Here is a 12,398-nt window from a genome sequence, read left to right on the forward strand (position 1 = left end):
GAACGGATACATCATTGCTATATTGATAGATGTGATTCGGAGCCTTCTTTCCCCCGGACCATGCATAAGTCTGAAAATATCTATCAGCCTTGATCGCCTGCATGACAGCGTAAGATCCGTACACACCCATAAGATATTTGCCGCCCAAGCCATCCTTTACGCCCTGAAAGTAGTCTTTAATAGCTGACATATCGCTTGCCTGCGCATCATAGTCCACGGTAAAATATATGGCCACGCCATCAGGAGCCCCGAGGTATTTAGCCTCAACGATGGCAGCTGCCGCGTCGGATACCCCTTTGGTATAAGTAAAGTAGTCTCTTTTCGTCGGAGCTAATTCCCATATGAGAAATATAGACATACCCGCGTCATGGATGGCTTTTACTTCATCAAGAGTTAACCCCTTCCATGAGTTTCTACCGAGATAACGGCCTACGGATAATATTCCGGCTTTATTAAGTGCTTGTGCGCTCGATACGGTTAGCTTAGTTGCGCAATCGATTCCATCCATCTTGCTTAATCCCCTTTCTCCTCGATCTGGTCGATACGCTTATGGGCCGACTTCGCGCTTTCCTCCACCCTAGTGACTCGTTCAGAGAGGGCATTAAGACTTTTGTTGGTGTCTTTTTGCTCAAGCAATACATCGTCGATCCGATGCTTGACATAGGCCATATCGGTTTCCATTGTGCCTCTTACTGTGCCGGCGGAATAGGAGTCTTTCTTTAGACCTTTGAGGTACCCGACATAAGCGAACACGATACCAGATACAGCTCCAACAACTGCGAGGGAAATGTTTTGATCCAATGCTCTCGCTCCTTTCACCTCGATTCGTTTGTTACCCGTGATGTTTGGGTATAAAAAATAACCGTCGATTGACGGTTAAAAACTTGAAATATGAAAGACGCCGAAGATTATGCTTCAGCGTCTTTTTAAATTAGTCATCTTCAAGTAACTTCTTCTTCCCAATTCAATTTTTGTCCACAATCACAAACTCTTTTTCCGTACCAGTGTTTATAATAACCATCCCCTAAGCTCTCACTTAGGTCTTCTCCGCAAGATGGACATCTAGCAGGATTCCATGCCTCTATAATAGGTTTTTGGGGCATTTGTTTGTTTATGGCCATATTAACAAAAGCATTAACGCTTAATCCTTCCTTTTCGGCAAATGCTTTAATCTTCTCCTTATCCCCTTTCGGCACGGTAACCGGTATCCTGTCGTAAGCTTTTTCGTTATACTTTCTATTCGCCTTAGTTCTCGCTGTTGGCATTTCCTCACCTCGACATAAGCATACCACAAAAAATATACTAACGCTAGTGTATTTTCTATTGACTATGTACTAACGCTATGGTATATTATATGTAATAACACAAGTACATTTGAGGGGGAAACGAAGATGAGAAGGCAAAAACCTACCATGAGAAAACTAGAAGACACGAGTTGGTTAGCTCAAATCATCAAAGATAAAATGGAAGTAGAATTTGAGAAAAACAACTATGGTTCTCCCCGTTACCGCGCATTGCAAACCTTACACATTATTGTCAATGAAGCAGACGATCAAGATAATCCAAACATCTATTACGACAATTACAACGGAAAACGGGCAATCGTAATCTGCGAAATTCCATCACTCTTGAAACATGGTTATGACTTTGACACTAACGGAATGCAATGCAAACTCAGAGGGCTTGCGGAGCGTTACACGGACGATGACGGAATGTACATTGTATCAGTACTAACAACCAACGACTTAAACAGTGCCATGATAAAGGATTTAGAAGAACTGATGTATCAACTCGGAACGCACTAAATCAAAGGAGCCAGCCGGGGCTAACCGGCGTAAGGAAAGGATGGTGTCGTAATGAAAGCTAAACTGTACAAAGTCTTTAAAGCTGGCGGCGCTCAAATGGAAACACTTCATGCTACTTGCATAACTAAAGCCGCTAAACAGTTTATTGCCACACTTGATAAACCTGCCAAGTACGAACTTTACAGTAAGGAACAAGCGAGTGTCCGTTACAATGACAACCACAACGCAATGAGTGACTTCGTAATCTATGAAGCGTAAGGAGGAAACCCCATGAAACAATGCAATTTCGAAGAACTCCCCCAAGCTCTCCAGAAATCCGTTACCAGACTAGAATACCTAAAGTCATCCAAGGTCCTGCGCTGTCTCTACGATGGCAAAAACTACGCTGAATGTACGATTTTGAATGGATCCCTAATCGGGGTATTTAACCATTCCTACGGCGAAGTGGACAACGTTTGGTTAACTAGCAGAGATATTGAAATTTTACACAACGCAATAGAAAGCACCCGTCCCTAGCCTGGCAGCTGTACGAGTGCTCATGATGACACCGGAGTGTCCTGGATATTATACCACGATGCTCCGGTCCAAAGAAAGAGGAGCGTGGGAACCATGACACAAATACTTAGCTCAACCGCCGAGATATTGCTAGAGCAGGTGGTGAGCGCCATTTCTTGCCCCAATATGGACAAGCCCCAACTGCAGGAAACACTCTCTATCATCCTTTCTCAGTATGACATTAAACCAGCCCTGGTTATGAACGGACATCCGGATCTAGCACAAAAGATTAAGCTGTTCCTCGCAGGGAAACGACTTGAAGGCCTCAGCCCCTTATCTCTTAAGGGTTACGAGCTGGAACTAAAGATATTTGCTGAACACGTCCCGAAGGCTGCTAATGAGATTACCACAGCAGATATCCGGGTCTATCTATCCGAATTTGAACGCCTTAAAACATCGTCGCTATCCAAACGGTTATCAGTCCTCAAGTCTATGTTTGGCTGGCTCGTGAACGAAGATATCCTGACTCGCGATCCAACAAAGCAGATCAAGCCGCCGAAGAAAGAGCAGCGATCCCCGAAAGCTTTGACCATTGAAGAACTTGAGATGATCCGCGAGGCCTGCATTACACCGAGGGAACGGGCGCTCGTGGAAGTCTTGTATGCAACGGGAGGAAGGCTCAGTGAGATCCGAAAGATGAACCATAACGATATAGATTATCAGGCTCTGTCCGTGCTGGTTATCGGCAAGGGTAACAAGGAGCGACCGGTTTATTTTAGTTTTAAGGCCATGTACCATCTCCGGAAGTACCTTATGCGCCGAACTGACAATGACCCAGCTCTCTTTGTCTCCGAGCGAAAACCTTATCGTAGGCTATCTGATCGGGGAATCCAGCGAGAAGTGAAGGTTGTAGCCGACCGCTCAGAGGTCACAAAAAACGTGCATCCGCATATATTTAGACACACTTTTGCAACATTGATGCTAAACAACGGCGCGGACCTGGTGGCCGTCCAGGGGCTCCTCGGGCACACCGACCCAGCTACGACCCAAATCTACGCCAGCATGACGAATGAGAAACGGAAGCAGTCACATCATCAATACCTAGTCCAATAAGGCCCTCCGGGGTCTTATTTTTTTGCCTAAATCTAATGAACATAATGCGTCAAATGTGACAATAATAGACTACGGTATAATACTATATTTCTTTAATACAGATTCTACAATTTCCTCCATCGTTGCGTATTGGTTTATTGCAGTCAAGAATGTTCGAGCAAAACATCGTGCTAACATTTGATACCCCCAAGTTTGCGGGTGTAAATTATCCCTCAATACATAAGTTAGCGTGTTATCAACGCCAATGCGTCCTATTTCCGACAAGGTATCAGCAAGATAGACATTGTTTTGGGCGATTAGTTTTAAAAGGCTGTTTCGATACGGTGCCCCTTTGGTATAGCTTGTCATTTCTATACCCCCACCCGTTAATACACTGGTAATAAACATCGGAGGTATACCAATTATTACTCTTTTCCCATTTGCTAAATCAATCATGGATTGTACTTGAAGCTCAAAATCTGTAATTGGTGTAACACCTATATCATTTGTGCCGATTAATATAAATACCGTGTCATAAGAAGTTAAGTCGATACCTTGCATAATTGCCAATTGATTTGCAGCTTTATGACCTCCAACCCCTTGATTATTAATTTCAAATTTATTTATACCATATTGACCCTCAACAATATTTTTTAGTGCATTAGGCCAACTTATCGAACTATCCGCTCCAAACGTAATACTGTCACCAAATGCAATAGCATTAAAAGTGTTGCCAGAATTAACTTTACGTGCATAACCTTTTGTTATTTCCCCCCACGTAAAATTATTAATACCACTATTAACATTATTTGAGGTTAATAGTGCGAATCCGAATTCTTTGCAATCAAATTCTAATTCTGTACTAGCTACCAAAACACCATTAATAAACATGTCAAATTTTCGTTGTGTGATTGCTCTAATGCTTATTTGTATACTGTTAATATCTTTGTAAGCCGGAGTAAGTAAATCTTTATAAGTGAGGTTAGGTGGTATTGTTGCCCAAATACCATTTTCCATTTTCCAGCCATAGATATTACCTGCATAATCTATATGGTTTATAAAATTATATAGATTATCCCCAAAATACACACCAAGCCTTGCACCGCCCTGTGTCTCTATATAACGAGGTTTAATAAGACAATTGAGAACAGTATTAAGTTCTATGGGTAAAGACGTTACATACCATTTGCTAAGATTAGTCACTTGTGCCGTGTTTGATACTTGGTAAAATCCGTCAATAAGCGTAATTTCAGAAGTATCTACATCTGATTTATCTGCTGGAAGTGAATCACCATTCCATACTATTTTTTTCCTGACTGCTCCATCATCAACGAGAGTTAATTTTTTAATGCCTATATCTATATCATTATCCATGCTATACATATAGGCAGATTTAGAATAATCATTTTTTAACACATTCGCGTAATTGTCTCTATCTCTCGAATAGATAATTATATCGTCAGTAAACACTACATCTCGAAACGTTGTTACATTAGTCGTCGGAAAAGACAGTATAACGCCAGCATCTGCATGTATAATAACCTCATTCAATGATGGTTGGTTGGTAAAATAATACTGTGCATTACCTGTTGTGTTTTGTGGGAAATACACAGTACCTTTTGTTTTTGCATTATTCCAAGCAGTATCAACAGGAGTTATACCATCGGGATTACCCCCATAATTAAGTATACTATTCAATTTTATATTGTTCGCAGTTTGTGCCTTATACGTACTAAAACTTGCGTCGGCAGCATCTAACCTGGCACCTAAATTAACCTCTCCACCGCGGGCCGCTACGATCTCAATGTCTGTGTTTTGCGTAGTTGCCGTTTCGTACTGAGCAGTAATGACATCAAATTCCGCTTGCCATTCCACTACCTTGGCATCGACAAAGGGCACTAAGTTTGAGCTTAATATGCCATCCCCGTTATCTAATGAACTAGAGCACGTAAAGTTGAATTGCGTTGTGCTTAACTTGTTGCCATCTTTGCTGAAGCTGATCTCAGCTTTAATAACCCCAGCAGCCGCCAAAGTATTAGACATTAGGACGCACTCTAGTTTTCCGTTTGGTGCATCTAGGATAGAAACTCCGGTTGTCTCATCCTGGATTACGATGGTTTTATCCGGCTTTAAAAAGGCGATAGAAATGGCTTGCCCTGTAATGTCTACTACATTTCCTCCGGTAAGCTGTCCGTCCGGGCCAGTAGTTTGCCCGCCATCAACGATAGAGAATTCGATAACTGATGTGCCGACATTATTTTGCACAAAATTAATGTTTCGGATTGTTCTGCGTTTAAAATCTAAGGTTAACAGGAAACGATTTTCCAAGGTTATCCCCCCATTTCTTAATTTATGGCATAAAAATAACGCCATATTAGGCGTTTAGAACTGATTTATCAAAGTTACGTGATAGCTAACTTCTGTAAATACGCCTCGCTAGGCTGTATAAGTGACTCAATTTTTATTCCGTTATCAAGTTCTTCAATCGTGAATACTCCGTCTTCTCTTGTTTCTTGATAAGTATTAACTACTTCTGCCATTCAATCATTACCTCCCTAAAGTATTGATTTGCACCCGAATAATTTAAGCTTAGATGCTGCGTCAAAACTACCAAGCGAAAGTCTAATATCTGTCTTGAGTGCATTGTCGTACCAATGCCCAGAAGTATCTCCTATATGCCCTTCTCCTCGATGCGTAGCAGAACAAGAAGCTCTTGTGCCTGAGTTTGGGATAAATATGTCTATAACAGTTATGTCTGTACTATCTGACTTTGTATCAATATAAATGCCATTAGCAGTATTATTTGCTGTATATACTCCATTAACTACATTAGCATACTTATAGTTGGCTGCTGAAGTGTCACCGTTAAATGACATTGCAATACCGCGTTCAGTGGAATCGCTCCCCACTACTTCTCCAACTATTCTAAAAGCCGAATAGCCTGCAGGAATGGATGCGAAAATAAAATATGATGTATCAACGCTGAATGTTTTCGTAGCTAGTAGTTCCCATACGATGGTTTCCGTTTTTAGTGCGTCAATAGCAGCGTTCCTGTCAATAACTTCTTGGGCTACAGCGTTCTCCCTATCAGTTATTTCTTGAGACACTGCCACATCCCTATCTATTGCTTCCTGGGCTATATCTGATTCAAGTAAGCTTAGCTCAGTTTCAATTTTATTTAGATTTGTTGCTGATATCGGAGTTCCGCTAGTCCCTGTATACAATAACTTTACATCTTCAAATCCAGGGATAACGTTACCTGCTTGATCGGTGATCGAATATTTATTTTCTCCATCGACCCAAGTCGTTTTTATATACATTAAATCACCCTCGCATTCCAATGGATAAGCAAGCTCTGTGTATTAGTTTTCGCGATAGTCACCGCTTGACTAGCCATTTCAGTTCCGGTTCCGAGTGCCACAGTTGCCCCATTACCGTACAGAGACAGGTCAATGAGATTTCCATTGCCCTCAAACTCGGTGAGATAAAATGTATACTTGCGTTCTACTGCGCTAATCGTCTCAACATCCTGAGGGACGATTCTAATCAGTTCTCCTGTAATAGCGCTGGCACTCAATACGTCGATATTATCTATACTTGTTGCAACCGTTGATGCTAGGATCAGCGCTCTCGCCGCATCTGTCACACTCATAAAATCACTCCTGGTCCACAAATAGTCTGACCGCAAATATGATACTGATGCAGGACATAAGACATTTCTTCTTCCATGGCTAGATTAACAAATTCATCCGTGAAGGGTATATATCTAACGACAACCTCATTTTCGCGGATCACTAGTTGTCTATTGCCCTGTAGCAAGGTCTTGAACAGCTTCTCCCATCCTCCGACTGTGGTCCCATCGAGGCACCTTACCGAGTACAATGTTAAACCCCCGTCGTTTCTAGCTGATACCGAGTCAATGAGAAACGTGCCGCTTAGATTGTGCTTAGTATTCGTGATCGGTAGGATTTGGCCAGCCTTGAGGCCCTTGCTGTAGGTGTTGAAAGTTACTACTTTTGGAATGATGCCGTACTTCTCCAACTTCCCAAGCGCGAACTCTAGGGCTGCTTCCCTCGTATTCAGGTTGGTTTCCTGTATGATGTTCTCATAGACACCCGAGCCTCCTTCAGCTGATTTCCTGTCCGCCACCTGCTCGGAAGATTCCCTAACGACAAACAGAGGATAGAGTCCCTTGTACGTTACTTTGAGGACTTGGGTATCGAGTAGTATTGGCTCGCTGTTATCTTGTGTTATCGTGTTGGAGTTAAAGCTAAAATAATATTTCTTTTCAGTGTCAAGTCCATTAACACCGATGTCCAAAGGAGAAACCTCTACATCATTTATAAATATCCTTGGTTTTTGAGCGATTGGCAATCTAACAACAAAGGTCTTGGATACTCCGTCAGGCTTTGGGGTTGGTTGTTCGAGAGGGATTTCCGCCGAAGTGTCTGTCCCTGCGCGGACGTATTGCCTGTTCCTGTAGTCAGAGCGCGATTTTTTAACTGTCAATCCTTGATAATTGTGGCTTACATCCGTTAGGCCAAAGGGAGATGCATAGGTAGATCGATCAAAAAACTTAAGTTGCTTGAGGTTATCAATCTCCCAGTTGTATCCTGTTGCATCGGCGAGATAGTTCATAGCGGTGTTTCCATTGTCATAGTTAAATACCGCCTTTGAGATCGTTGGGCCGTCCTGTACGTCTCCCTCCGTGATTCCCTCGTCCGCGAAGACTGTTGTTATGAAATCCCTTACGATGTCTCCGGCAAGTTGGTTTTCGTAAGAGTTTGCAATAATTCGTTTGTCGATTAGTTGGGAGAAGTCAACGCAAGATACGGAGACGTAGTTGGTTTTGTCTCCGTTCTCAGAAACACTGTCCACCGTACCAGCAAAGATCGTGATGGAATCCTCTTCGACGATTACTTCCATGCCAACGTCAATCTCAAAATCAGGATCAATGGCCACGAATGAGCAGGTTGTCCGGTCGTTTAGTGTGTCGTTATAGCTGAGTGAGTTTTTCTGAGTTGTGACGATATTTCCCGCAATGGCGTACGTCCTCATTACCTCACCCCTTTGAGCGCTAGGCGGTCCATGATGCGATCCATGAGGCGGTCTACTCCGTAGTCGTCCATGATGTTGGCACCCTCAAATGCCCCGCGTTCGAAGATAACTGGCGAAGATGATGCTACGCCCGAACCGGCCATTGCCATTGATTCTTCATTCGAGAATATTTGACTGCCACGCGGAAGATTTAAAAGCTCAGGTCCTTCTTCTCCGACCCACGTTAGTCCGCCACGCCAGTTGTCTGTTCCATTGGCGTTACGAGCTGCTTTCATGCCATCAGATGTAGAATTGTAACTTACCTTGACCGTTTTATCTTTGGCATCTGTTTTATTCCATTTAAGCAACCATCCAAGAGCTTTTTCAATAACTGTAGATACTGTATTAAAAATATCGATAACTAAATCGATCTTTGGCTTAATGAAATCATAAATTCCTTTTGCCGCTTCAATAAACAGAGAAATAACACCCATTGCCACTTTTAAGGCAGCCCCTACTGCTAACATAGCAACTTCAAAGATAACCCGAATTGTCGGCATGGCCCTTTGGACTAGATCCCATAGTCCTTGGATAATCGGCATCAGGTCATCCCTGATAACCTGCCAAAGTTGATCAAAACTCGGCTTAACATAGTCATACATAGCCTGAATTGCCGCTTTTATTTGTGGCATATTTTCAGAAACCATACCCTTAAAGGAGTTGAATTGAGGCATTATATAAGTCTCAATCACGCTCCCAATTCCATCAAATATTTTGTCAACAATCCCCATCGCGTAACTTATCTCATTCTGAATGATCGGCATATTACCAGATATCCATCCAGCAAATTCATTCATTTTAGGTAATATCTGTTCTCCGAGAGGAATAAGCAATCCTGTTTGTAAATTTCGCTTAATTCCCTCTATGGCCTCTCCGAAAGTGTTATATTTTACTTCGTTAATTTTACCGAGCGCATCATTCGTTTTAGTTATTTCTCCTTGGGTGTTAACTAATGCGGTAATACCCTTAATCCCAAGATCTTCGAATTGGGTACCAAAAAGAGCAACCCCTGCTGCATTCTGAGCAACTGGATCTTTCATACTTATAAGGGCTTGAGTTGTTTTGTCAAAAGCTGTTTTTGCCGTTTCTCCACCAGTGGCAAAGGCCTTGGTCATTTCTGTAGCATTCAATCCCAACGCCTGAAACCCTGCCGCCGACGTTGTGCTTCCATCTTTTGATCTAATACCAAACTCTTTTATTGCATCGGCGAGCAAGTCAACGTCACGAACCCCGCTCGCGGCACCGTTTGAAAGCATATTAAACATTTCTTCAGCCGAAAAACCTTGAGCAGCGAACGTTCCAGAATACTCATTAAGCGTATCTATAAGATCGCCATTTGCGTCCAATCCCCATTGAGCACCTTGGGCTATTAGATTATAAGCTTCGTCACCGTCCATTCCAAATTGCTTCATGAGTTGATTTGCTCCACGTAGACTGTCGGCCACTTCCATTCCGAAAGTGTCTTTTAGCGCGAGAGCGTTCTCGGTCATTCCCTGTAATGCATCTCCAGCAAGTCCGGTCTGCTGATTTACTAGGGACATAGCTGATCCGATTTCCTCAAAATTTTCACCAAAGTTATTATTATAGATTGCGAGCATGGTATCCTTCATATCACCCATCATGTCATCGGCAACGCCAGTTGAGGCCTGCACGCCATTTAATGACTTCGTTAAATCATCCGTAAGGCTAACAGCTAGGCCTCCGACTGATATTGCCGCCGCCCCGATTGCAGCGGCTATTCCTGCTCCGACTTTTAGGGCTGATCCGAGCATACTCCCGAATGTTTTTGTTGTGCCCTGAGCTTTTTTATCTGTAGCATCTATAGATTGATTTGCCTTTTCGTTGTCTATTAGGATAGATCCGAACAATTTAAAAATCTCCGTGTCAAACACCTCCTTTTAACGGCATTAAAAAAACACCCTCTCAAAAAGGATGCTTTTTTAGATCCGCTATTTTTTTATTGCTGTTTTTCTACGGTTATCTTCCATTTCGCACTAGACCCAACATCTAATGAATACTGTCCATGTTTTTCATGTAGGTACGTTGTGTCTTTTTTGCCTCCATCATCAGTGCTTACCAATATATCTTGAGGAGTTCCTCCTTCATCCTGCAGTGTTATATTGAAATAGCCCTTATCGCATTCCCAATTAACCCTTGTATTCTCAGTTACCTCGAAATTCTCAGTTGTCTTTGACCCGTTCCCCTCCCACGTATTAGTTACAACCCATTTCTTCTCAATAGGTGCAGGGGCCTGAGCTACAGGAGGCGTAACCGCAGCCGGTTCCTTCGCAGGAGCATCCGTCTTAGCCCCACAACCAACCAGCACAAGCATGAGAATAGCCAATAATCCAAGAAGCCTTTTCATTTCCTCATCTCTTTCTTACATAATTTTCTTTATTATACACTATGTAAGAGGTTTATTGGCTATTCCTTTTGCGTTATTTCCTGCAAATGTAATCATACTTTCCATGCGTATCCATCACTCTTCCGCAGGATAAGCAGAGATCAACACCCGAATGATCGTCTGTTTCTGTTTTCTTGTGCGTACATATCGAAGGTTCTTTTGCTAGAGTTTCAATCTGTGCCTCAATACTCTTTTTATAAATAATCAAATTATCGTAAAATTCCTGCATATTAAAATCAATTCCAACTGTAATGCTATCAATTTTAGGCAATTTAACCACTCCTTTGGGACTCGTATGCAGTCGCTACCGCCATCATTTCCTCAACGATCTCTTCGGACGTCTTTTCTGACAACTTTACAATAGGCTTAATCAAAGCCTTTTTATAATCATCAAAGCTAATAAACTTCATTTGACCGATCTCCATGTAAGGACACAGCCTGACCCATCTTTCCCAAAGGCTGTCCTCGGATTCTTTCTTAGCTGCTTCGATTAACAATTTTCCGAGATCCTTGACCCTCATCCGGCTTAAACGATTAATACCGTAGTGGCTATGCAACAGGTTTAATGTTTTTGAAAATCCTAATGCATAGCCTGCCTGAAAAAAGATACCGCTTCCTTGTCCGCAAATATCTCTCTAAAGGAGTTCATTGTTGTCATAAAGCTTTGAGCCTTGATTTCTTCAACTGTCTTACTCTCGAAAATAGCGACAATTTCAAAGACTTCGTCCTTAATCTTTGCTGAATTTTTCAGAACAAACTTAAAAAGGTTGATTCCAAGTGATGTTTGGTCAAGCTTTTTACCCTTGTTTTCTTCAGTAACCTTTTTTCGGTAAGCGTCAATATCTAATTTATCGTATAAGTCAACGACCGCAGGAAGCATGTCGAAAGCTTTTTCTGTCGTGATCATTCTATTCACTCCTAAAAATTAGGGCGAGGTTTCCCCCGCCTTTTATTATGCTGCTAGACTAGCCACCGTCTCTACCAAGAATAGATCTGCCAGGCTGTCAGTTGGATCCCAGTGCGGGTAAATCTCAAGTGAAACTTCCCCTTCGCCCTTAGGCTTAGCAGCTAGGACAAATTCTTTCTCCGACATCGCATTGTAGAGAGTGATCTTCCGGTAATCACCCTTGACGGTTTTGCAAAACATTGTGACATTTTTGAGATATGCCTCACCCGGGATAACCCCGATATTCTCACTCTTACAAGTAATCGTCCCCAATACGTCATCGTAAGTTGCCCAAGGCATAGCCATCGCTAAGCTCGACATAGATGTATCAAGAGTAACAACCGAGAGCGTGGCATTAATACTCTCGATCACCTGCATGCCTTTTGTTTTCCCCTTCTGACCGTCGAATTCAATATCCCGAATAGTTGCAGTTGCCTTAAATTCTCCGCCGCCTCTAGTGGGTCCAAGCATTGCCGCGTCTGCTTCACCGTAGTTTGCGAAGATAATCCCATAATCGATTTGCACGTTTTCGAGTTGTGCTTGCGTAAGTGGCAATTTT

At 42.4% G+C, this 12,398-nt stretch carries 18 protein-coding genes; 4 read left to right on the forward strand and 14 right to left on the reverse strand.

Annotated features, from left to right (window positions below; translation table 11 throughout):
• The 3 genes from DOT_RS24440 to DOT_RS32140 all read right to left on the reverse strand — a co-directional run.
• Window positions 1-508, reverse strand: a 508-nt coding sequence (locus tag DOT_RS24440; protein WP_009624249.1) for a DUF1906 domain-containing protein, incomplete at its 3' end; no start/stop codon positions are given.
• A 5-nt stretch (window positions 509-513) separates the two neighbouring features.
• Window positions 514-819 (reverse strand): hypothetical protein, encoded by a 306-nt coding sequence (locus DOT_RS24445; RefSeq protein ID WP_009624250.1) that lies wholly within the window; start codon window positions 817-819, stop codon window positions 514-516.
• Between the two features lie 122 nt (window positions 820-941).
• Entirely contained in the window at window positions 942-1,265 is a 324-nt protein-coding gene (locus DOT_RS32140; protein ID WP_009624251.1) for a hypothetical protein, read from the reverse strand.
• 126 nt (window positions 1,266-1,391) lie between these two features.
• On the opposite strand from DOT_RS32140, the gene DOT_RS24455 reads away from it, so the two are divergent.
• The 4 genes from DOT_RS24455 to xerA all read left to right on the forward strand — a co-directional run bounded on the left by DOT_RS24455 (window position 1,392) and on the right by xerA (window position 3,413).
• Window positions 1,392-1,805 carry a hypothetical protein gene (locus DOT_RS24455; protein WP_009624252.1) on the forward strand — a complete coding sequence of 138 codons (414 nt, stop codon included), beginning with the start codon at window positions 1,392-1,394 and terminating at the stop codon, window positions 1,803-1,805.
• A gap of 51 nt (window positions 1,806-1,856) precedes the next feature.
• Window positions 1,857-2,063, forward strand: coding sequence for a hypothetical protein (locus tag DOT_RS24460; RefSeq protein ID WP_009624253.1), 207 nt, complete (start codon window positions 1,857-1,859; stop codon window positions 2,061-2,063).
• Between the two features lie 12 nt (window positions 2,064-2,075).
• Complete coding sequence (locus DOT_RS24465; RefSeq protein WP_040413423.1) at window positions 2,076-2,321, forward strand: hypothetical protein; 246 nt, start codon at window positions 2,076-2,078, stop codon at window positions 2,319-2,321.
• A 165-nt stretch (window positions 2,322-2,486) separates the two neighbouring features.
• Window positions 2,487-3,413, forward strand: a complete 927-nt coding sequence (gene xerA, locus DOT_RS24470; RefSeq protein WP_192807840.1) for a site-specific tyrosine recombinase/integron integrase — start codon at window positions 2,487-2,489, stop codon at window positions 3,411-3,413.
• A gap of 69 nt (window positions 3,414-3,482) precedes the next feature.
• Here xerA and DOT_RS24475 read toward each other — a convergent pair whose 3' ends face one another.
• From DOT_RS24475 to DOT_RS24520, 11 genes are all read right to left on the reverse strand, one after another.
• Complete coding sequence (locus tag DOT_RS24475; RefSeq protein WP_040413424.1) at window positions 3,483-5,720, reverse strand: SGNH/GDSL hydrolase family protein; 2,238 nt, start codon at window positions 5,718-5,720, stop codon at window positions 3,483-3,485.
• 74 nt (window positions 5,721-5,794) lie between these two features.
• Complete coding sequence (locus DOT_RS30835; RefSeq protein ID WP_009624256.1) at window positions 5,795-5,932, reverse strand: hypothetical protein; 138 nt, start codon at window positions 5,930-5,932, stop codon at window positions 5,795-5,797.
• 15 nt (window positions 5,933-5,947) lie between these two features.
• The gene (locus DOT_RS24480; protein WP_009624257.1) at window positions 5,948-6,712 is read right to left on the reverse strand and encodes a hypothetical protein; all 765 of its coding nucleotides are present in this window, start codon (window positions 6,710-6,712) and stop codon (window positions 5,948-5,950) included.
• Window positions 6,712-7,044 carry a hypothetical protein gene (locus tag DOT_RS24485; protein WP_009624258.1) on the reverse strand — a complete coding sequence of 111 codons (333 nt, stop codon included), beginning with the start codon at window positions 7,042-7,044 and terminating at the stop codon, window positions 6,712-6,714. Before DOT_RS24485 ends, DOT_RS24480 begins: the two co-directional genes overlap by 1 nt.
• On the reverse strand, window positions 7,041-8,450 hold the full coding sequence (locus DOT_RS24490; RefSeq protein ID WP_009624259.1) for a hypothetical protein: 1,410 nt from the start codon (window positions 8,448-8,450) through the stop codon (window positions 7,041-7,043). Before DOT_RS24490 ends, DOT_RS24485 begins: the two co-directional genes overlap by 4 nt.
• On the reverse strand, window positions 8,450-10,381 hold the full coding sequence (locus DOT_RS28030; protein WP_207637073.1) for a phage tail tape measure protein: 1,932 nt from the start codon (window positions 10,379-10,381) through the stop codon (window positions 8,450-8,452). The genes DOT_RS24490 and DOT_RS28030 overlap by 1 nt, the downstream gene beginning before the upstream one ends.
• A 65-nt stretch (window positions 10,382-10,446) precedes the next feature.
• The gene (locus tag DOT_RS24500; RefSeq protein WP_009624261.1) at window positions 10,447-10,854 is read right to left on the reverse strand and encodes a hypothetical protein; all 408 of its coding nucleotides are present in this window, start codon (window positions 10,852-10,854) and stop codon (window positions 10,447-10,449) included.
• A 73-nt stretch (window positions 10,855-10,927) separates the two neighbouring features.
• Window positions 10,928-11,164 (reverse strand): hypothetical protein, encoded by a 237-nt coding sequence (locus DOT_RS24505; RefSeq protein WP_009624262.1) that lies wholly within the window; start codon window positions 11,162-11,164, stop codon window positions 10,928-10,930.
• A 1-nt stretch (window position 11,165) separates the two neighbouring features.
• Window positions 11,166-11,450, reverse strand: a complete 285-nt coding sequence (locus DOT_RS24510) for a hypothetical protein (RefSeq protein WP_157998517.1) — start codon at window positions 11,448-11,450, stop codon at window positions 11,166-11,168.
• Between the two features lie 23 nt (window positions 11,451-11,473).
• Entirely contained in the window at window positions 11,474-11,800 is a 327-nt protein-coding gene (locus tag DOT_RS24515) for a hypothetical protein (protein WP_009624264.1), read from the reverse strand.
• 45 nt (window positions 11,801-11,845) lie between these two features.
• A complete protein-coding gene (locus tag DOT_RS24520; RefSeq protein WP_040413426.1) occupies window positions 11,846-12,394 on the reverse strand; it encodes a hypothetical protein in 549 nt (182 codons plus the stop codon).
• Window positions 12,395-12,398: the final 4 nt, after the last annotated feature.

Origin of the sequence: Desulfosporosinus sp. OT, from assembly GCF_000224515.1 — a bacterium.
Taxonomy (GTDB): domain Bacteria; phylum Bacillota; class Desulfitobacteriia; order Desulfitobacteriales; family Desulfitobacteriaceae; genus Desulfosporosinus.